General features: G+C 66.2%; 19 protein-coding genes, 1 tRNA gene and 1 riboswitch. Of the genes, 15 read left to right on the top strand and 5 right to left on the bottom strand.

Annotation, left to right across the window (positions count from 1 at the left end; translation table 11 throughout):
• Window positions 1-16: 16 nt before the first annotated feature.
• A complete protein-coding gene (locus tag WJU21_RS08630; RefSeq protein WP_346323002.1) occupies window positions 17-1,894 on the top strand; it encodes a 2-oxoacid:acceptor oxidoreductase subunit alpha in 1,878 nt (625 codons plus the stop codon).
• A gap of 11 nt (window positions 1,895-1,905) precedes the next feature.
• Complete coding sequence (locus WJU21_RS08635) at window positions 1,906-2,928, top strand: 2-oxoacid:ferredoxin oxidoreductase subunit beta (protein WP_346323003.1); 1,023 nt, start codon at window positions 1,906-1,908, stop codon at window positions 2,926-2,928.
• 67 nt (window positions 2,929-2,995) lie between these two features.
• Here the strand turns inward: WJU21_RS08635 and WJU21_RS08640 are convergent, their stop codons facing one another.
• Both WJU21_RS08640 and WJU21_RS08645 read right to left on the bottom strand, forming a co-directional pair.
• Window positions 2,996-4,027 (bottom strand): WG repeat-containing protein, encoded by a 1,032-nt coding sequence (locus WJU21_RS08640; RefSeq protein WP_346323004.1) that lies wholly within the window; start codon window positions 4,025-4,027, stop codon window positions 2,996-2,998.
• A gap of 163 nt (window positions 4,028-4,190) precedes the next feature.
• A complete protein-coding gene (locus WJU21_RS08645) occupies window positions 4,191-5,495 on the bottom strand; it encodes an FAD-dependent oxidoreductase (protein ID WP_346323005.1) in 1,305 nt (434 codons plus the stop codon).
• A 193-nt stretch (window positions 5,496-5,688) separates the two neighbouring features.
• Here WJU21_RS08645 and WJU21_RS08650 point away from each other — a divergent pair, with 193 nt between their 5' ends.
• The 6 genes from WJU21_RS08650 to rpoH all read left to right on the top strand — a co-directional run bounded on the left by WJU21_RS08650 (window position 5,689) and on the right by rpoH (window position 10,095).
• Window positions 5,689-6,315, top strand: a complete 627-nt coding sequence (locus WJU21_RS08650) for an RNA polymerase sigma factor (RefSeq protein ID WP_346323006.1) — start codon at window positions 5,689-5,691, stop codon at window positions 6,313-6,315.
• The gene (locus WJU21_RS08655; protein WP_346323007.1) at window positions 6,312-6,752 is read left to right on the top strand and encodes a hypothetical protein; all 441 of its coding nucleotides are present in this window, start codon (window positions 6,312-6,314) and stop codon (window positions 6,750-6,752) included. Before WJU21_RS08650 ends, WJU21_RS08655 begins: the two co-directional genes overlap by 4 nt.
• A complete protein-coding gene (locus tag WJU21_RS08660; protein ID WP_346323008.1) occupies window positions 6,749-7,282 on the top strand; it encodes a periplasmic heavy metal sensor in 534 nt (177 codons plus the stop codon). Before WJU21_RS08655 ends, WJU21_RS08660 begins: the two co-directional genes overlap by 4 nt.
• Before the next feature lie 108 nt (window positions 7,283-7,390).
• Complete coding sequence (locus tag WJU21_RS08665; RefSeq protein WP_346323009.1) at window positions 7,391-8,311, top strand: sulfite exporter TauE/SafE family protein; 921 nt, start codon at window positions 7,391-7,393, stop codon at window positions 8,309-8,311.
• A complete protein-coding gene (locus tag WJU21_RS08670) occupies window positions 8,308-9,066 on the top strand; it encodes a TIGR02186 family protein (RefSeq protein WP_346323010.1) in 759 nt (252 codons plus the stop codon). Before WJU21_RS08665 ends, WJU21_RS08670 begins: the two co-directional genes overlap by 4 nt.
• Before the next feature lie 156 nt (window positions 9,067-9,222).
• Window positions 9,223-10,095: an RNA polymerase sigma factor RpoH gene (gene rpoH, locus WJU21_RS08675; RefSeq protein WP_346323011.1), complete on the top strand. Its 873-nt coding sequence runs from the start codon at window positions 9,223-9,225 to the stop codon at window positions 10,093-10,095.
• A gap of 135 nt (window positions 10,096-10,230) precedes the next feature.
• Here rpoH and WJU21_RS08680 read toward each other — a convergent pair whose 3' ends face one another.
• Entirely contained in the window at window positions 10,231-11,385 is a 1,155-nt protein-coding gene (locus WJU21_RS08680; protein ID WP_346323012.1) for an aminotransferase class I/II-fold pyridoxal phosphate-dependent enzyme, read from the bottom strand.
• A gap of 105 nt (window positions 11,386-11,490) precedes the next feature.
• Between WJU21_RS08680 and WJU21_RS08685 the strand changes: the two genes are divergently transcribed.
• The 5 genes from WJU21_RS08685 to WJU21_RS08705 all read left to right on the top strand — a co-directional run bounded on the left by WJU21_RS08685 (window position 11,491) and on the right by WJU21_RS08705 (window position 16,392).
• Window positions 11,491-13,938, top strand: a complete 2,448-nt coding sequence (locus WJU21_RS08685; protein WP_346323013.1) for an AAA family ATPase — start codon at window positions 11,491-11,493, stop codon at window positions 13,936-13,938.
• A complete protein-coding gene (locus WJU21_RS08690) occupies window positions 13,935-14,756 on the top strand; it encodes a hypothetical protein (protein WP_346323014.1) in 822 nt (273 codons plus the stop codon). Before WJU21_RS08685 ends, WJU21_RS08690 begins: the two co-directional genes overlap by 4 nt.
• A 39-nt stretch (window positions 14,757-14,795) precedes the next feature.
• Window positions 14,796-15,197: an antibiotic biosynthesis monooxygenase gene (locus WJU21_RS08695; protein WP_346323015.1), complete on the top strand. Its 402-nt coding sequence runs from the start codon at window positions 14,796-14,798 to the stop codon at window positions 15,195-15,197.
• A gap of 108 nt (window positions 15,198-15,305) precedes the next feature.
• Window positions 15,306-16,046 (top strand): glutathione S-transferase N-terminal domain-containing protein, encoded by a 741-nt coding sequence (locus tag WJU21_RS08700; protein ID WP_346323016.1) that lies wholly within the window; start codon window positions 15,306-15,308, stop codon window positions 16,044-16,046.
• Window positions 16,047-16,071: 25 nt separating this feature from the next.
• Window positions 16,072-16,392 carry a hypothetical protein gene (locus WJU21_RS08705; protein WP_346323017.1) on the top strand — a complete coding sequence of 107 codons (321 nt, stop codon included), beginning with the start codon at window positions 16,072-16,074 and terminating at the stop codon, window positions 16,390-16,392.
• 10 nt (window positions 16,393-16,402) lie between these two features.
• On the opposite strand, the gene WJU21_RS08710 is transcribed toward WJU21_RS08705, so the two are convergent.
• Complete coding sequence (locus WJU21_RS08710) at window positions 16,403-16,879, bottom strand: GIY-YIG nuclease family protein (protein WP_346323018.1); 477 nt, start codon at window positions 16,877-16,879, stop codon at window positions 16,403-16,405.
• A gap of 92 nt (window positions 16,880-16,971) precedes the next feature.
• Window positions 16,972-17,045 (bottom strand) — tRNA-Gly (locus WJU21_RS08715).
• Between the two features lie 109 nt (window positions 17,046-17,154).
• On the opposite strand from WJU21_RS08715, the gene WJU21_RS08720 reads away from it, so the two are divergent.
• Together WJU21_RS08720 and WJU21_RS08725 are read left to right on the top strand one after the other, a co-directional pair.
• Window positions 17,155-17,973: a mechanosensitive ion channel domain-containing protein gene (locus WJU21_RS08720; protein ID WP_346323019.1), complete on the top strand. Its 819-nt coding sequence runs from the start codon at window positions 17,155-17,157 to the stop codon at window positions 17,971-17,973.
• Between the two features lie 103 nt (window positions 17,974-18,076).
• A complete protein-coding gene (locus WJU21_RS08725) occupies window positions 18,077-20,500 on the top strand; it encodes an ATP-binding protein (RefSeq protein WP_346323020.1) in 2,424 nt (807 codons plus the stop codon).
• Window positions 20,501-20,577, top strand: a riboswitch (SAM riboswitch).
• The last annotated feature ends 16 nt before the right edge of the window (window positions 20,578-20,593 follow it).

Raw genomic sequence — 20,593 nt, forward strand, 5'->3', positions numbered from 1 at the left:
ATGGGGCTGGGAGAAGATGGCAACCAATCTCGCTCAAAAGCCGACCGCGAGCGTGGACGATCGCGTCCCCGCAAGCCTCGAATCCGTCGTTATCCGTTTTGCCGGTGATTCCGGCGACGGCATGCAATTGACGGGCACGCAATTTACGCACTCGACGGCGCTGATGGGCACCGACCTGGCGACCTTCCCCGACTTTCCGGCGGAGATCAGGGCGCCTACAGGCACCACGTTCGGTGTCTCGGCCTATCAGATCAATTTCGGCGCACGCCGCGTGCTGACAGCGGGCGACCAGCCCGATGTGCTCGTCGCCATGAACCCGGCGGCGCTGAAGACCAATCTGGACTCGCTCAAGCCGGGCGGGACTCTGGTGGTCGACACCGGCTCGTTCAACAGCCGGACCCTGGCCAAGGCGGGCTACACCTCGAACCCGCTCGAGGACGGCACCATCGCGCCCTATCAGGTGATCCTGCTCGACATCACCAAGATGACGCTGGAATCCGTCAAGGAATTCGGCCTGTCCAACAAGGACGCCATCCGCTGCAAGAACATGTGGACCCTGGGTCTCATGTTGTGGATGTACGGCCGTCAGCGCCAGTCGGTGGTCGATTGGCTGCGCGGCAAGTTCGCCAAGTCGCAGCAGCTCGCCGACGCCAACGTCGCCGCCGTGAATGCCGGCCATGCATTCGGCGAGACCGCCGAGCTGGCGGGCGACATGAGCCATTCCACGGTCGGCCGCGCCGAAGTGGCGCCGGGCGTCTACCGCACCATCACCGGCGCGGAATCGCTGGCGCTGGGTCTGGTGGCCGGCGGCAAGCTGGCCGGACTGAACATCATGTTCGGCTCGTACCCGATCACGCCCGCCTCGACCCTGCTGCATCAGCTGGCGCGGTTGAAGGAGCACGGCGTCGTCACCTTCCAGGCGGAAGACGAAATCGCCGCCATCTGCTCGGCCATCGGCGCCAGCTTCGCCGGCTCGCTGGGCGTGACGTCCTCGTCCGGTCCGGGCATCGCGCTGAAGGGCGAAGCCATGGGTCTTGCCATCACCACCGAACTGCCGCTGGTGATCGTCAATTCGCAGCGCGGCGGTCCGTCGACCGGCCTGCCGACCAAGACGGAACAGTCGGATCTGTACCAGGCGATCTATGGCCGCAACGGCGACGCGCCGCTGCCGGTAATCGCCTCGGCCACGCCGGGCGATTGCTTCGAGGTGGCCATCGAGGCCGTGCGCCTCGCCGTCAAGTACATGACTCCGGTGATCCTGCTGACCGACGGATATCTGGCCAATGCGGCCGAGCCGTGGCCGGTACCGGATTTCGACAGCCTGAAGCCATTCCCGGTCGCGTTCCACACCGAGGCCGAAGGGTTCAGCCCGTTCACGCGTGACCAGAAGACCCTGGCGCGCAACTGGGCGATCCCCGGCAATCCGGGTACCGAGCACCGCATCGGCGGCATCGAGAAGGACTTCAACACCGGCAACATTTCCTACGCCGCGGACAATCACCAGCTGATGACCGATACGCGCTGGAACAAGGTGCTCGGCATCGCCGACGATATCCCGTTGCAGGAAATCACCCAGGGCGATGCCTCGGGCGAACTGGTGGTGGTGGGCTGGGGTTCGACCTTCGGCCCGATCTACCGCGCCGTCGAGCAGTCGCGCGCCAAGGGCCTGAACGTGTCGCAGATTCACGTCCGCTACATGTGGCCGCTGCCGAAGAACCTGGGCGAGTTGCTGAAGGGCTTCAAGAAGGTGCTGGTCCCCGAAATGAACAAGGGCCAGTTCGCTACCGTGCTGCGCGATAATTACCTGGTGGACGCGGTCAGGCTGAATCAGGTCAACGGCCAGCCCTTCAAGGTGAGCCACCTGAACGACGTCATCGCCGAGACGTTGGGCTGAGGAAAGCAATCATGAACGAACTCTCCCCGCAGAAGCTGACCGCCAAGGACTATGCCACCGACCAGGAAGTGCGCTGGTGCCCGGGTTGCGGCGACTATGCCATCCTGAAATCGGTGCAGAAGACGCTGGCCGACCTCGAGGCCGATCCGGCAAACACCGTGTTCGTATCGGGCATCGGCTGCTCGTCGCGCTTCCCCTATTACATGGCCACCTACGGCTTCCACACCATTCACGGCCGCGCCCCGGCCTTCGCCACCGGCATCAAGCTGGCGAATCCGGGACTCGACGTCTGGATGGTGACCGGTGACGGCGACGGCCTGTCGATCGGCGGCAATCACCTGCTGCACGTATTGCGCCGGAACGTGGATATCCAGATCCTGCTGTTCAACAACGAGATCTATGGTCTGACCAAGGGCCAGTATTCCCCCACGTCGCGGCCGGGCACCCGCTCGCCGTCGAGCCCCGGCGGCTCGATCGAGCGCAACCTGAATCCGTGCAACTTTGCCCTGGCCGCCGGCGCATGCTTCGTGGCGCGTACCGTCGATACCGACCAGAAGCACATGCCCGAGATCCTGAAGCGCGCCCACGGACACCGCGGCGCGTCGTTCGTCGAGATCTTCCAGAACTGCATCGTGTTCAACGACGCCGTGTTCGCCGACTTCACCGACAAGAAGAACGCACCGGAGCGCCAGCTGCGCGCCGAGCATGGCCACAAGCTGGTCTTCGGCCCCAACAACGAGAAGGGCCTGCGCCTCGACCGCGACAATGTGGCGATCGAGATCGTGACCATCGGCGAGAACGGCATCACCGAGGACGACATCCTGGTGCATGACGAGACCGATGCGTTGCTGGCACAGATGCTGGTCACCCTCGACGGGCCCGACGCGCCGGTCGTGGTCGGCGTGATCTACTGCAATCCGGCCGACACCTATGACGGCGGCGTCGCCTCGCAGGTCGAGTCGGCCAAGAGCGCCAAGCCGAACGCCGACATGAAGGAGCTGCTGTTCGCCGGCAGCACCTGGACCGTCGACTGAGGCTTTCAGCCTCCGGAAACACGAAGGGGCGCCGCGCGGCGCCCCTTTTTTCTTGGATTGACGAGGCCTACCGCGCGCAGTCGCCGGCGTTGCCGTCGAATTGCGGGTTGATGACCCACTTGCCCTTCTTGTTCACGAAGCCCCATTTGCCGCCGAAACTGGCCAGCGCCAGGCCGTCGTCGAACGGTCCGGCGTCGTCGAATTGCGGGTTGACCACCCAGTGGCCCTTCCGGTCGATGAAGCCCCAGCGGCCATTCAGCGCCGCGGGCGCGAGGCCGTCCTCGAACGGCCCGGCGTACTGGAACTGCGGGTTGACGGCCCACTTGCCGTCTTTGTCGAGGAAGCCCCAGAGACCGTTCTGGGACGCGGGCACCAGGCCATCCTCGAACTCGACGCCGGCCTGGTCGAACTCCGGGTTGATCATCCAGACGCCCTTCCCGTCGATGAAGCCGTAACGTCCCTCAAATCCGGCCCGCGCCCTGTCGTCGTCGCCATAGGTCCCGGCCGAGGAGAACTGCGGGTTGACCACCCATTTGCCATCCTTGCCGATATAGCCCCAGCGGTCACCCTGGCGGACGGCGGCGCGGCCCTCGTTGAACATGTTGGCCTGTGTGAACTGGGGATTGATCACCCACTTGCCGGTCTTGTCGATATAACCCCACAGGCCCGCCTGCATGGCGGCGGCAATGCCGCCATCGGAGAAATCGCCGGCGGACTCGATTGTCGGCTCGATTGCCCACTGTCCCTGTTTGTCGATATAGCCGGCGCCGTCTTCGGTCTCGACCGGCGCCAGGCCATTATCGCCGAACAGGTAGGCTGCGGTGAAATCGGGCGGGATCGCCCACTTACCCCTTTTGTCCACATAGCCCCAGCGGTCACCCTGCCGCGCCACGGCGAGGCCGTTCTCATAGGGCCACAGCGCATCGAATTGCGGGTTGAGCACCCATTTGCCGTCGCGGTCGACCATGCCGCACCGGCCTTCCGTGCGCACGATCAGCGCGTCGTCGCGCGACGCCATTGGGGTATGGTCCCTGTCGAACACGATCGCACCGACGATCAGCACCAGGAGAATGGCGACGGCGATTAGCATGTAGCGCATGGCGAGCCTCGAACAGTTTCGGGAGTCTTCCCGAGCCTGTTAACGCGCGCATGCGGAAAAGGTTACCTCCGCCGCAGCGACGCGGCCTCGCCGACGCCGAGCGGGCGGATCGGGTTATCGGGACCATTCTGCGACATCAGAACCTGCCTCGGGAAACCGCGCCTCAGCCCAGCGAGCCGATCATCTCCGGGATAGTGGTGAACTTGCGGCGCGGCGCGCCATGTGTGGCGCCTGCTTCCTCGGCCGCCTCGATGCGCTTCCAGTCCTCGAACGTCACCACCCGCACCTTGCGATCGGACAGCAGCTGGTCGAGACCCGCCGGACCCTGCTTGAAGGCGTCCGGCGTCAGTGCCTTGGCGTGTTCCGCCACCTGGCTGCCGTCGGGGAAATTGGTGGCGATGGTGCCGCTGGGGCCGCGCTTGGCCCAGCCGGCCACATAAAGACCGTCATCGATCTTGCCGTTCTCGTTCTGGAACCGCTGGTTCCGGTCATCATAGGCCACGTTGTCGAGCGGCGTGGACTGGGTGCCGATACAGGCGACCACGATGTTGCAGGGCACCTCGAACGTCTCGCCGGTGGGCACCACGCGGCCGTCGTCATCCAGCCGGGTGCGTTCCATGCGAATGGCCGCCACCTTGCCGTCCGCGCCCAGCACCTCGACGGGCATGGCGTAGAATTCCAGGTGGATGCGCACCCCCTTCTCGTCACCCGTGTGAAGGGCATATTCGCGCAGGTAGCCGATATTCTTTTCCTGGCTGCCGCGGCCCTTGTCCTCGAGCGCCACGGTCTCGTCAGGCAGCACGGCCGGATCGACCAGGGTCACCGCGTTCTCCAGTTCGCCGAACTCCTTCACCTCCTTGTGGGTAAAAGCGGCCTGCAGCGGCCCGCGGCGGGCGAACACATAGATGTCCTTCACCGGCGAGGTGTCGATGGCGTCGGCGGCATAATGGGCCATGTCGGTGGCGCGCACCTCTTCGCCGGTCTTGGCGAGCAGGCGGGCCACGTCGAGCGCCACGTTGCCGGCGCCGATCACCACCGCGGTGCCGGTTTCCAGGCTGGGCGACAATTCGCGGAAGTCGGGATGGGCATTGTACCAGCCGACGAACTCGGACGAGCCGTAGACGCCGGCCAGATCCTCGCCGGGAATGCCCATGCGGCGGTCGCGCGGTGCACCGGTGGCCAGCACGACGGCGTCGTAGAGGCCGCGCAACTCGGCGATGGTCACGTCGCGCGGCACTTCCACATTGCCCAGGAAGCGAACCTGCGGCGACTGGGCCGTGCGCTCGAAGATCTTGGCGATCTTCTTGCTGCTCTGGTGATCCGGCGCCACGCCGGCACGGATCAGGCCGAACGGCGTCGGCAGTCGATCGATGACGTCCACCCTGCAGTCCGGGATATCCTTGACCAGCGCGGCGGCCGTGTAAAATCCACCGGGCCCGGACCCGATAATGGCAACGGTCAGGCCCATCAGCCCACCTCTCCCCTATGACGTCTCACTTCAAATCCCCATGCCCCGGCCTCGTCCGGAAGTCTATACCGGAATATAGCCGTCCATGCCGAAGGGTTTCCCGCAGGCCATCGTTTAATAGCCAAGAACAGGACTTAGAGCAACGATTGGCGATCGGATAGACTGGGTGAAACCGTCCTGGGAGATGACCGGATTGACCACGGACAATGCGCGTCCCGCGCCGCCCACTATCGCCGCTGGTACCGCCGCCCTGAATATCCTCTCGGACGAGGCGCTGATGCAGCGCGTCGGCGTGGGCGACCAACCGGCGTACAGCGTGCTGGTCGAGCGCCATCTGGGCCGCAATCTGGGTTTTGCCGTGCGGGTGCTGGGCGACAGGGCCGACGGCGAGGAAGTCATGCAGGAAGCGTTTCTGAATCTCTGGCGCGGTGCCGCGAACTGGCAGCCGGGCGGGGCGCGGTTCACCACCTGGTTCTATCGGGTCGTGCTGAACCTGTGCATCGACCGCCAGCGCAAGCGGCGCGGCCGGCACGTGCCGCTTGAGGATGCGGGCGAACTGGCCGACGGGCGGCAGAGCGCCGACGCCGGCATCCACGACCGGCAGGTCCGCCAACGGATCGACGGGGCTTTGGCCGAATTGCCCGAGCGGCAGCGGGAGGCGATCAGCCTCTGCTATCTGCAGGGGCTGAGCAACAAGGAGGCAGCCGCCGTGCTGCAGGTCAACATCAAGGCGCTCGAGAGTCTGCTCACCCGTGGCAGGGCCGCGTTGAAGCAGCATCTGGCGCCGCTGCGAACTGAAGTGTCGGGGGTTGCCCAATGACTATGAGGCTGGAGGAATTCAGGAGCCTGCTGGACGCCTGGGGCGCCGATCCCGGGCGCTGGCCCGGCGAACGGCGCGAGGCTGCCGAGGCGCTGCTCGCGGTCTCGGACGAGGCCCGGCGCCTGCTGGCCGAGGAGGCGGCGTTCGACGGGCTGCTCGCCGGCGCGCCGCCCGCCGCGCCAAGCGCCGCGCTGCTGGACAGCGTTCTGGCGATCCCCCGGACCGCGCGGCAAACGCGCAAGGCCGGCAGCTGGCGCTTCGGATTCCTGCCGGTGCTGCCGCGTTTCGCGGGACTGGCGGCGGCGGCGATGCTGGGCTTCTACATCGGCACCACCAGCCTGTTCCAGCCGGTCCAGACCATGGCGGCGGACAACGACACCGTCATCATCAGCGACTACGTGTTCGGCGGCGGCATTGACGGAGAAGCAGGACTATGACCCGATCGGAGAAATGGCTGCTGGGCGGGCTGGGCCTGTCGCTCGCCCTCAACGGATTGCTTGCCGCGCTGATCTTCTTCCATCCCGGCCCGCATCACGATCGGCATCGCGGGCCCGACGTGCGCGTCGGTCGGCTGGAAAAGCACCTGGCGCCCGAATCCCGGGACGTGCTGCGCGAGGCCGTCGCCCAGAATCGTGACGCGCTGAGGCTGGAGTTCGACGCCATGCGCACCGCCCGCGACGGCATCGCCCGGGCCCTGGAGCAGGAGCCGTTCGACCGCGCCGCGCTGGAGGCCGCCTTTGCCGAGGCGGGCAGGCATCGTGACGCGATCCAGGCCACCGTCCAGCAAAGCTTCATCGAGGCCGCCGGCCGTCTTCCCGTCGAGGAACGGGTGAAGCTGGCGAAGGGCGGCGAACGCTATATGCGCCGGCTGCTGGACCCGCGCCGCGACGGCGACAAGGCCAGGGGACGCCGCGGCGACGAGCGGCGCGGCGACGGACCGCCTCCGCCGGCCGAGCCCACGCCGTAATCCCGCTGGAAATGGACATGGCTGGCGTATAATTCCCCTACCATCCGTTGCGCCACGAGGCGTTTCGGCGCATACACACGGTAGAAAAGCGGAAACGCCCACCTTCCCATGCAGATCTATCTGCCCATTGCCGAACTGTCGATCAACTGGCTGTTGATCCTGGGTCTTGGCGCGGGTGTGGGATTCATGTCGGGCATGTTCGGCGTCGGCGGCGGCTTCCTGATGACGCCCCTGCTGATTTTCGCCGGCATCCCCCCGGCGGTCGCCGTCGGCACCCAGGCCAATCAGATCCTCGCCTCGTCGGTCTCCGGCGTCATGGCCCACTGGCGGCGTGGCGGCGTCGACTTCAAGATGGGCACCGTGCTGATGGTCGGCGGCGTGCTCGGATCGGGCGCGGGCATGGTGCTGTTCGACTATCTGCGCTCGGTCGGCCATGTGGAGTTGCTGATCTCGCTCAGCTACGTGGTGTTCCTGGGCACGGTGGGAGGCCTGATGCTGAACGAGAGCATTCGCGCCATCCTGCGCGCCCGCAAGGGCGTCGTGCCTTCCCGGCGCCGCCACGACGACCTGGCGCACCGGCTGCCGTGGAAGATGCGGTTCCGCAAGTCACGACTCTATATCAGCGTCATTCCCCCCGTCGCCATCGGCTTCGTCACCGGCGTCCTGTCGGCGATCATGGGCGTGGGCGGCGGTTTCGTCATGGTTCCGGCGATGATCTACCTGCTGGGCATGGCCACCAACGTGGTCATCGGCACCTCGCTGTTCCAGATCATCTTCGTCACCGCCACGGTCACCATGCTGCACGCCACGACCACCTATACGGTCGACGTGATCCTGGCGCTGCTGCTGATCGCCGGCGGCGTCGTCGGCGCCCAGTTCGGCGCCCGCGCCGGCCTGAATGTCAAGGGCGAGCACCTGCGGTTGATGCTCGCCGGCGTGGTCGTCGCCGTCTGCCTGGGCCTGGCCTGGGGGCTGGTGGTGACACCGCGGGAAATGTACTTCGTCTCGACCCTGGTGGATGACGAATGACGCGGTTGCACATCCTGCTGCTCCTGCTGCTTCCCATGGCGCTGTCCGGCGGCCCGGCACACGCAGCCACCTTGTCGAGCGACCTGTCGAGCCGCGAGATCGCCATCCGGTCCAATTTCAACGGCACCAGCCTGCTGCTGTTCGGGTCGAAGAACACCGGCCCCAAGGAAGGGCCCGTCGACATCATCGCCGTGGTGCACGGCCCCGAGCAGCCCATGACGATCTACCGCAAGCAGCGGATTGCCGGCATCTGGATGAACAGCCGGCCCGTGCGTTTTCACAACGTGCCCGGCTTCTACGCGGTGGCCAGCAACCGCCGCCTTGCCGACATCGCGGGCGCCAATTATCTGCGCCGCGAGAATATCGGCCCCAGCAATCTGGTGCTGTTGTCGGTCGAGGAGGTGAGCACCGACGAGCTGCAGGGGTTGCGCGAGGCCATCATCGAAAACCGCACCAGCGCCGGCCTGTACGAGATTCAGGAAGATGCCGTCACCTTCCCGTCGGGCGACCTGTTTCGCGCCGACATCTATTTCCCGGCCCGCGTGCCGGTAGGCGATTACCGGGTGATCGTCCGCATGTTCCGCGGCGGCAAGGAGATCGGCCGGACCATTTCGATTCTCACTGTCGGCAAGCAGGGTCTGGAGCAGTGGACCTACAATGTCGCCCATAACCATCCGTTCGCCTACGGGTTGGCCGCCATCGTGCTCGCGGTGGCCGCCGGATGGACCGCCGCGGCGGCTTTCCGGCGCCGCTGATTCCGCGCACGAGTCGAAGTCTCAGGAACCCGGTCTTCACCTGAAATCTGAACGCCGGGAACCGTTCATGTTCAGCCAGCGTTCATCTGTCCGGCACCATTCTTCATCGTGACGAGGGCACGGATACCCTAGGTTCCACGATCCATCGGGGTGACGATGTCGAGAGCAACTTTTGTCGCGGATGAGAATCTTGGTCGCTTCCTCAAGGAAATGCGGCGATTCACGGTTCTGGACGCAGTTAATGAACGGGAACTGGCGGTAGCGTGGCAGCAGCGGCGCTGCCCCCATGCCGCCGAGCAGCTGGTGGGCAGCCATCTTCGCCTCGTGGTGAAGGTGGCCAAGAGCTTCAGGGGCTACGGACTGCCGCTGGGTGAACTTGTCGCCGAGGGCAATGTCGGCCTGATGCAGGCCATCGACCGTTTCGAGCCCGAGCGCGGCTTCCGGCTGTCCACCTACGCGTTGTGGTGGATCCGGGCGACGATCCAGGAATACGTCCTGCGGACGTGGTCCATGGTAAAGCTCGGCACCACGTCGGCGCAGAAGAAGTTGTTCTTCAATCTGCGCCGGCTGAAAACCAACCTGCGCGCCATCGAGGAGGACACCTTGACGCCGGTGCAGGTCGCGTTCATCGCCCACCAGCTACAGGTGAGCGAGGAGGACGTGATCTCCATGAACCAGCGGCTGTTCGGCCGCGACCAGTCGCTGAACGTGACGATCTCGGACGAGGACGACACCGAATGGCAGGACTGGCTTGAGGACGGCGAGGTCACGCAGGAAGACGCACTGATCGAGAACGACCAGATGGCCAAGCGCCGGGCGCTGATGACCCGCTGCCTGACCCATCTGGACCAGCGCGAACAGCATATCCTGATCAATCGCCGGCTGCGCGACGATCCGCCGACCCTCGACGCCCTGTCGCAGGAACACGGCATCTCGCGCGAGCGGGTGCGGCAGATCGAGGTGCGCGCCTTCGAGAAACTGAAGCGCATCATGCGCGCCCCGGACATGCCGACGGCCTGGGCCGCCTGAGGTTTTCAGGAACTCGGCTTGGGTCTCTTTCGGAAAACGGCTTCCCGTGTGCGGACGGGGAGCCGTTTTCTGTTGTGCGCCATCCGCGCCGTGTTGCCGGCGCATGGGCGGCGGTAGTGGCTGGCGTGGGCGAACTTAGGCGGCCTGCCCAGGCAGCCACGCCTTCAGCCGCCGCGCCGCCTCGGCCATGTCCTCGGCCGTGCCCGCGAAGCACATCCGGATGAACCGGTCGCCGTCGATCTCGTCGAAATCCGTGCCCGGCACGGTCGCCACGCCGGCGCCGTCCAGCATGGCGCGGCAGAACGCGGCGCTGTCGCTGGTGAAGCGCGACACGTCGGCATAGAGGTAGAACGCGCCCTGCGGGTTGGCGAAGCTGAGCCCCAGCGGCGCCAGTTCGGCCAGCAGCAGATCGCGGTTGGTCTTGTAGGCGGCGACGCGCAGGTCCAACTCCTCGGTGCACTCGAACGCCGCCAGCGCCGCATGCTGGGCCACCGTCGGCGGCGAGATGAAAAGGTTCTGCGCCAGCCGCTCGACCGGCCGGACCAGCGCCTCGGGCACCACCATCCAGCCAATGCGCCAGCCGGTCATGCAGTAATATTTCGAGAAGCTGTTGATCACGACCGCCTCCGGGTTGAACGACAGGGCGGTGACCTCGTCGCCGTCGAACACCATGCGGTGGTAGATCTCGTCCGAGATCAGCCGGACGCCGCGCTCCTGGCATGCCGCGCCCAGCGCGGCCATGCCGGCGGCGTCGATCATGGTGCCCGTGGGATTGGACGGGCTGGCGACCAGTAGGCCGTCGAGCCGGTCGACGAACGCCAGATGCGCCGGCGTGGGCTGGAAATTGTCGGCCAGCGTGGTGCGCAACTCGACCGCCTCGATGCCCAGGGTGCGCATGATCCGCTCATAGGGCGGATAGCACGGCCGGCCGATCGCCATGCGGTCGCCGATGTCGAAGCAGGCGGTGAAGGCCAGGGTGAACGCCGCCGACGAGCCGGTGGTGACGATCACCCGCTTTGGATCCACGTCGGCGCCATAGGCGTCGCCGTAATGCCGGGCGATGCGTTCCCTCAAGGAGGGGATGCCCAGCGCCACGGTGTAGCCGCCGCGTCCGGCGCGCATGGTGCGCTCGGCGGCGTCCGTCACCGCCGCGGGCGTCGGCGTGCCCGGCTCGCCCACCTCCATGTGGATGATCCGCCGGCCCTGCGCCTCCAGCGCGGCGGCCGCCGTCATCACGTCCATGACGCGGAACGCGGGAATGTCGCTGCGCTTTGAGATTTTCGGCGGCATGGCAGTCTCGGCACTGTGCGGAACCAGCGTCGTTTCTCGCATCCCCGGGCGTTCAATCAAGACTTTTCCGGTCAGCCGCCCTATTTTCCGCTTGGGAGGAACGCCATGCCGACGAAGAAGCCAACCGCAACCGACGCACCGGTCCACCTGCCGCTGCCCGCCAGCGCCCTGTGCGGGCAATGCGACGCGTCGACGCTGGGATTCGAGACCACCGCCGAGATCACCGAGGCCAACGGCGTCATCGGCCAGCAGCGCGCGATCGAGGCCATCGAGTTCGCGCTGGGCATGGACAAGCCCGGCTACAACCTGTTCGCCGTGGGTCCGCGCGGCACCGGCAAGTACCGGCTGGTGCGCGGGCTGGTGGAGCAGGCCGCGGCGAACCGCACCGGCGAGCTCGACTGGGCCTATGTGTACAATTTCGACGACGAGCGGCGGCCCTGCGCCCTTTCCCTGCCCGCCGGGCGCGGCGAGGTCCTGGCCGAGGCGATGAAGAAGCTGGTGCACGATTCCCGCGCGGCGCTGACCAGCGCCTTTTCGGGCGAGGACTACCGCAACGCCGTCCAGGCCATCCAGGACGATGTGGAACGGCGCCAGAACGCCGCCCTGGAGGAGCTGCGCGCCCAGGCCGCGGCAAAGAACATCACCCTGCTGAACACGCCCATGGGCATGGGATTCGCGCCGCTGGCCGATGGCAAGGTGATGGAGCCGGAGAATTTCAACCAGCTTCCCGAGGAAGACCGCAAGCGCATCGAGGAGGATATCCGCGACCTGCAGGAAGGCCTGCGCGTCGCCATGCAGAAGATGCCGGCGGTGCTGCGCGAGGTGCGCGAGCGCATCGAGACGCTGAACGAGGAGACCGCCGAATTCGCGACCGGCGGCCTGGTGCGCGCCGTGCAACAGAGCTTTTCGGATCTGGAGGCGGTGGCGACCTATCTCGAGCGGGTCCATGCCGACCTGAAGGACAGCGTCGACCTGTTCCTGAAGGCCCAAAAACCGCCGGAAGACGACAGGGGACCGTCGAGGGGGCCGGAAGCCGATTCGTTCTTCCGCCGTTACCTCGTCAACCTGATCGTCGAGCACAAGGACGGCGCACCGGCGCCCGTGGTCTATGAGGACGAGCCCACCTACGAGCGGCTGATCGGCCGCATCGAGCAGCGGGTGGAGATGGGCACGCTGGTGACCGACTTCAGCATGATCCGCGCCGGCGCGCTGCACCGGGCCAATGGCGGCTATCTGCTGCTCGATGCGAGAAAAGTGCTGATGCAGCCCATGGCCTGGGAGGCGCTGAAGCGCGCCTTGCGGGCGGGCGAGGTGCGCATCGAGCCGGTGTTCGGCGCCATGGGCCTGCCGGTCACCACCATGCTGGAGCCCGAGGCGATCCCGCTCCAGGTCAAGATCGTGCTGCTGGGCGAGGGCAACATCTATTACCCGCTGCATGCCTACGATCCGGACTTTCCCGGCCTGTTCAAGGTGATGGCCGACTTCGACGAGCGGGTGGTCCGCGACGACGCGACGGTGCAGAAAATGGCCCGGCTGATCGCCGCCCGCGCGCGCAGCGAAAGTCTCAGGCCGTTCCACCGCAACGCCGTGGCCCGGCTGATCGACGACATGTCCCGCGAGGAGGAGGATTCCGAGCGCCTGTCGGCCAATGTGGAGCACCTTACCGACCTGATGCGCGAGGCCGATTATCTGGCCGGCAAGACCGGCCACGACGTGGTGACGGCCGGCGACGTGAACGACGCCGTCGACGCCGGGCGCCGCCGGGTCAGCCGGATCAACGAGCGCATGCAGGCCGAGATCATGCGCCAGACCATGCTGATCGACACGGCGGGCGCCGTCGTCGGGCAGATCAACGGCCTGTCGGTCTATACCATCGGCGCCGCGGCGTTCGGCAAGCCGAGCCGCATCACCGCGCGGGTCTGGCTGGGCCGCGGCGACGTGCTCGACATCGAGCGCACCGTGGCGCTGGGCGGGCCGCTGCATTCCAAGGGCGTGCTGATCCTGTCGGGTTATCTGGGCGCGCAATATTCCCAGGACATGCCGCTGTCGCTGTCGGCCAGCCTGGTGTTCGAGCAATCCTATGGCGGAGTCGACGGAGACAGCGCCTCGTCTGCCGAGCTCTACGCGCTGCTGTCGGCGCTGGCCGAGGCGCCGATCTTCCAGCATTTCGCGGTAACCGGCTCGGTCAACCAGCGCGGCCAGGTGCAGGCGATCGGCGGCGTCAACGAGAAGATCGAGGGCTATTTCGACCTGTGCGACAGGCGCGGGCTGAGCGGCAAGCAGGGCGTGCTGATCCCCACCGCCAACGTCAAGCACCTGATGCTGGACCGCCGTGTGGTCGAGGCGGTCGAGGCCAGGAAGTTCCACATCCACGCGGTCTCGAGCATTGACCAGGGCATCGAGATCCTGACCGGCGTGGCGGCCGGCAAGGCCGACGAAAATGGCCTGTTTCCGCCCGGCAGCATCAACGCCCGCGTCGCCGCGCGGCTGCACGGCTTCGCCGAGGCGCGCCAGCGATTCGGCCAGCCGCCCCGGTGGGAATCCGGCACGTGACCGCCGCGGCCGCCACCGGGCCCGGGACCACCGGAAGGCGGCGTGCGGTCAGCCGCGTCGTGCTGACCATCGAAGCCGAATCGATGGGCGGCGAGGCCATCGACACCGCCGTGCGTCTGGCCCGCGCCTACGAGGCCGATCTGGTCACGCTGTTCGTCAAGACCAGCGACATGATGAACATGGTCTCGCTGCCGTTCGGCGCCACGCTGACCAGCCGCGCCGGCGTCACCCGCCAGATCGACCGGACCATGCTGGAACACCGGCTGGACCGGCTGGCGCACCAGGCCGAGGCGCTGCTGGCCCGCGCGGCGTCCGGCGTGCGCTGGTCGTTCCGCACCACGACCGGCCACACCGAACAGGTGGCCGCCCGGGAGGCGCTGCAGGGCGACCTGCTGGCGATCTCGTCGCGAACCGCCACCCGGGTCAGCGACACGATCGGCGCGCTTGCCTGTTCGCTGCTCTTGCTGGGCGACGGCATGGGGCAGGACCGGCCGGTGATCGCGCTGTACGAGGGCGACACCAGCGTTCTGGGCGTTGCCCGCGAAATGGCCCGGGCATTCGCCAAGGACCTGGCCGTGGTGCTGCCCCACGGCATGGATGCCCGCGCCCGCCGCCGGGCGCAGGACTGGCTGGGCCGTCGCGGCCTGCCGACGCGCCTGTTGCAGTTCTCCGAGCCCGACCCCGCCGCGCTGGCCGCCGAACTGGCAGACCTGCAACCCGGCCTGCTGGTGATGGGCCGCACCGCCGCCGCGTCGCGCCAGCTGCAGCAAATCTTTGAAACCGGAAACCGCCCGGGGCCGTTATTGCTGGTGTCGTGACAACGACTATATATACGTTCCCGGCACCCTGAGGATTCCATGGCCATTATCTCCGTCACCCGATTGCGCGTAAGGTCCTGGCGGTTCCTGCCGGACTTTCTGCTGCATTCGGTGCGGATCACGCGGCAGACCCGGGCCGCGCCCGGCAATATGGGCGCCGAGGTGTTCCGGGATGCGGGCATGACGTTCTGGACCAAGTCGGCCTGGCGTGACGAGGCATCCATGCGGGCCTTTGTGACGTCGGGCGCCCACAAGGCGATCATGCCCCATTTGCACCGCTGGTGCAGCGAGGCATCGGTGCTCCATTGGGAACAGGAGACGGCCCGCCTGCCGTTCTGGCAGGATGCCGGGCGCCGCATGCAGCGCGATGGCCGCCTGATCGACGTCAAGCGCCCCAGCGATGCGCATGCGGCCGGGCGGATTCCGCCGATGAAGAATTAGTCCTCCCCGCCGGCACACAAGGCTGGCCGGTCGCCAGGCGGCGGTTTACGCTTCGCGGCCTGGGGACATGCCACGGCACGGCCGGCGGCAGCAACGGAGGACCATTCCATGATCCATCTTCATTACTGGCCGACGCCGAACGGCAAGAAGGTCACGATCTTGCTCGAGGAAGCCGGGATCGAGCATGTGATCGTGCCGTGCAACATCGGCGCTGGCGACCAGTTCAAGCCGGAATTCCTGGCGATCAATCCCAATCACCGGATGCCGACCATGGTCGACGACGCGCCCGCCGACGGCGGCGCACCGATCAGCGTGTTCGAATCCGGCGCGATCCTGCTCTATCTGGCCGAGAAGGCCGGTCAGTTCTGGCCGCAGGACCTGCGCACCAGATACGACGTGGTGCAGTGGGTGTTCTGGCAGATGGCGAACCAGGGACCGAAGCTGGGTGAATTGGGGACCTTCATCCGCGCCGGCGACAAGCATGGCGACCAGTCATTCGCCGTGCGCCGGTTCACCGACGAAGCCAACCGGCTGTACGGCGTGCTGAACAACCGGCTGTACGACCGCCGCTACCTGGCCGGCGACACCTATACCATCGCCGACATGGCCGCCTATCCATGGACGGTGAACTGGAAATTCCACCGCCAGGACCTGGGCGAATTCAAATATTTCAAACGCTGGTTCGACGAGCTCAGCGAACGTCCCGCCGTCCAGCGCGGCATGGCCGTCGGCGCCGACTTCGCGGCCAACCTGGCCGACCTGCCGCCCGAGGAAATCGAGCGCCGCACGAAGATGCTCTACAACCAGCGCGCCCGGCCGGCGCCGGAATCCGGCGGCTACGGATTCTAGGCCGCCTGAACGCAGGGAGGCATTCATGACAGAGGTCGCGACAAGAAAACTGCTCGAGAACGACAAGGTCATCGTCTGGGAACTGGTGCTGGAACCCGGCGAGAGCACCGGCGTGCACCGGCACGAGCTCAGCTACATGGTCCATGTGATCGAGGGCTCGACCCTGCGCGCCACCGACGGCGACGGCGGCAATCAGGTGGACGTCACCCTCCAGCCGAACGACACCCATTTCTTCGAGATCAGCGGCGGCGTCGCCACGTCGGGCGGCCTCAGCACCCCGGCGGTGCATGATGCAAAGAATGTCGGCACCGGCCGCTACCGGGAAATCATGGTCGAGATCAAGTAGGTGGCCGCGTCTATCCACCCTGACCGATCTTATGCAGAATCTGATCGGTTACGCTGCGGCCAGCCTCGTCACGCCTGAAGGCCATGAGAAACAGCAATTTGCCGCCGCTCGTCTCTTCCGCCTTGCGCCCGATGTTGTCCTTTTCCTCTGAATCTTGGGTTCGCACCCCCTTGTATTCGATTACCAGCTGCCGCCCGTCCTGCAGTTCGGCAACGAAGTCGGGGTAAAAATAGTCGGTCGATTTGGGGCTTCGGATCAGGCGTTTGAGCGCGACAGCCTTTCCCGATCCAGACTTGAAATACGTCTCGAGTTCGCGCGCGTGTTGTTCCGTCTCGACGGCGACATAGGATTTCAGAACAACGGGGAGATATGCTTTGGTCGAAAGCACCTTACCCGCGTTGTGCGAAGAGAATCGTCGCTTCAGATCATTCGTCGAGCCGACATAGACATCGTCATTGCTCAACTTAAGAAAATAGACGTACCACATAAAGTCTCCCTGCGCTGCTTCGCAGCTTCGGGAGATCACCCTACGCCGTCAAGTGTGGTGGCCTGCCACCCGAAGCCCGTGAGGGCGTAGGGTGGAGCGGGTGAAGGGAATCGAACCCTCGTCGTAAGCTTGGGAAGCTTCTGCTCTACCATTGAGCTACACCCGCGCGTCCAGCCGGTCTGAGATAGCATATGGGCCGGTGCTGTCGAGCATTTTCATATCTCCCGCGCGTTGCAGAAATCCCGTATTGAAGGGCGTTCCAGCGGGAGAACCACATGGACATGCACGTAATAGTACGATCGGCGACCACGCTGCTGACGGTCTACGGCCTGAAGCTGATCGGCGCGGTGGTGATCCTGATCGTCGGCTGGACGCTGTCGTCCTGGGCGAACCGGGCCATGCTGCGGCTGTCGGGCCGCGCCAGCCGGCTGGACCCGACCCTGTCGCTGTTCCTGGCCAGCGTCTCGCGCTGGGCGATCCTGGGTTTCACCATCATCGCGGTGCTGTCCCAGTTCGGCGTCGAGACCACCAGCCTGATCGCGGTGCTGGGCGCCGCGTCGATCGCCGTGGGGCTGGCGATGCAGGGGACACTCAGTCACTTCGCCTCGGGCGTCATGCTGCTGATCTTCCGGCCATTCCGGATCGGCGACGACATCGAGGTTGCCTCGAGCATCGGCACCGTGCGCGCCATCAGCCTGTTCGCGACCGAACTGGCCATGGCGGACAATGTGCAGCTGTACCTGCCCAACGGCATGGTATGGGGCGCGGCGATCAAGAACTTCAGCGCCCACAAGACCAGGCGCGTCGACCTCAGCGTCAATGTGGGCTACGGTAACCGGCTGGACGCGGTCCTCGCCATGATCCGCGACACCATCGCCGCCGATCCGCGGCCATTGCCCCAGCCCGAGCCGCAGGTGGTGGCCGGTGCGCTGGGCGATATGGCCGTGCAGATCATCATCCGGGTCTGGGTGAGGAGCGCCGATTATCTGGTTTTCCGCTACGATCTGGTCGAACGACTCAAGCAGCGATTCGACGACGAAGGCGTCCAGATCGCGCTGGCCGAACACCGGCTGCACAATCCGCCAGCGGTGTGAGCGGCGCGAATTTTATGCCCGATCCGGGTAGATGACCTTATGATGGAGTGGACTTGGGGATTGCCTACAGCACCGTGATTGGGAAACGGCGTGCGGTTCCGCGATGATTCCACGTAATTGGGCCGAGGCCGGCAAGGTCTTCCTTGTCGCGCTCGCCTGCGCGGCTATCGCCGCCTTCAGTCACCTGTTCTCCATTGCCAGCATCGTGCCGCCCGCCACCTGGTGGCCGCTGGGCATTGCCCTGGGCGGCCTGATCGTCCTGGGCCGCGTCGCGTGGCCTGGCGTGTTCCTGGGCTGGCTGGCCGGGGCCCTGATCGCCGGTCTGGGCCCCGCTGCGGCAATTTCGGCCGGCACCGGCACCGCGGCCGCGCTCGGGGGCGCCTGGCTGGCGGCAAGGCTGCGCCTGGGCACCGGTCTCGACCGGTTCCGCGACGTGGGACTGCTGATGGCGGTCATCGTGCCGGCCACGGCTCTCGTCGCCGCGCTGGGCGACGCGTTGCTGTTTCTGGTGCCGGAACTCTCGCCCACGGCCGCCGATCCGGGCGACGCGATCCTGGGCCGTTGGCTCGGCTGCGTGTTCAGCGGATTTGCCTTCGTGCCGTTGCTGATGGGCATGAACCAAAGCACCGCCATCGCCACCCGGCCGCTCCGCTGGCTGGAGTTCGCCGGCATCCTGGGCATCAAGGCCCTGACCGCGGCCCTGATCAACACGCCCGCGCTGCCCAACTCGGTTCAGCTTGCCCTGGTGGTGAGCCAGTTTCCGCTGCTCGCCTGGATGGCGGTCCGTTTCAACCTGCTTGGCGTCGGCATCCTGATCGCCGTGTCGCTGGTCTTCGCGCAGTTCGGCACCGCCCAGGGCGCCGGCCCGCTGCACGGCTTCACCATCGGCGGCCAGTGGACCACCCTGACTTCGTTCTGCACCCTGTCGACCCTGACGGCGCTGCTGCTCTATGCCGCCATGGAGGCCATGCGGCGCATGCAGCGGGAAGTGATCGCCAGCGAGCGCCGCCTGCGCGATATCGCCGACAGCGCCAGTGACTTCTTCTTCGAGACCGACGCGATGGGGCGGCTGCAATATGTGTCGGAACGCTTCGCCGAATTCGTCGGCAGCCAGACCGAGCTGCTGCTGGGCCGGGTGGCGTTCATGGACGAGGTGACCAGTGCCACCGAGCCCGACTGGCCGATCCTGCTCGAGCATATCAGGCAGCACGAAAGCTACCGCAACATGCGCGTGCCGGTCACCACCATGTCCGGCGAGCGCAAGGTGCTGATGGCGAGCGGCAAGCCGATCTTCGACGATCATGGCCTGTTCGTGGGGTATCGCGGCGCCTGTAGCGACATCACCGAACAGATCGATGCCGCCGACGCCCTGTTCCAGGCGCAAAAGATGGAGAGCGTCGGCCAGCTGACCGGCGGGCTGGCGCACGACTTCAACAACCTGCTCGCGGTGATCATCGGCAATATGGAACTGGCCGAGGAAACCCTGGCCGAGGCCCCGGGCGCCAGCAAATCGCTGCTCCGCAAGGCGCTCAATGCCGCCGAGCGCGGCGCGTTGCTGATCCAGCGCCTGCTGGCGTTCTCGCGGCGCCAGGCGCTGTCGCCCAAGGTGGTCGACGTCAATGCCCTGCTCCTCGGCCTGAGCGACATCCTCGACCATGCTTTGGGCGACGGCATCCGTCTCCGGCGCGACCTGACGCGGGAACCGTGGCTGGTGCGGGTCGATCCGACCCAGCTCGAATCGGTGATTCTCAACATGGCGATCAACGCCCGCGACGCCATGCCGTTGGGCGGCGATCTGACCATTGTCACCCGCAATGACTGTTTCGCCGAGGAAACCATGGCCGGAAAGGATTCGCTGCCGGCGGGCGACTACGTGACCATCACGGTTTCGGACACCGGCACCGGCATGCCGCCGGACGTGCTCGACCGCATCTTCGAGCCGTTTTTCACCACCAAGGACACCGGCCGCGGCAGCGGCCTTGGCCTGAGCATGGCCTATGGCTTCGTGCGCCAGTCGGGCGGCGCCATCGAGGCGCGCAGCGAGCCCGGCGAGGGCACCCGGCTGACATTCTACCTGCCCCGTCACCGCGACGAGACCGGGGCCGTGGCCAGCACAAGGAACGCGGCGGCGGGACCGCCGGGTTACGGCGAGCGCATCATGCTGGTGGAAGACGACGCGGCGGTGCGCGACCTGCTCGTGCGCCGGTTGAGCGGCATGGGCTATGAGGTGGTGCCCGTCGACAATGCGGTGAAGGCGCTCAAGATGCTGCGCGAGACATCCGCCGTCGATCTGCTACTGACCGACGTGGTGCTGCCCGGCGGCCTCTACGGCGACAAGCTGGCGGAACAGGCGCGGGCGCTCAGGCCCGGCCTGAAGGTGCTGTTCATGTCGGGCTATCCGAAGAACGCGACGGACAAGATGGGACAGATCGGGCTGGACGACCCGGTGCTGCGCAAGCCGTTCCGCAACCAGGAACTGGCCGCCCAGCTGCGCCAGTTGCTTGACCGTGCAGAGGAAAACGCCTAACACTTTGCCCGTGGCGATTTGGCGACCAGCTTGCGGCCACGTTAAAAAAACAGCTAAACGGTCGGGCGCAAACCCTGACCCGTTCCGGTCGGG

The sequence above is a fragment of the Emcibacter sp. SYSU 3D8 genome, from assembly GCF_039655875.1.
Lineage (GTDB): Bacteria > Pseudomonadota > Alphaproteobacteria > SMXS01 > SMXS01 > RI-34.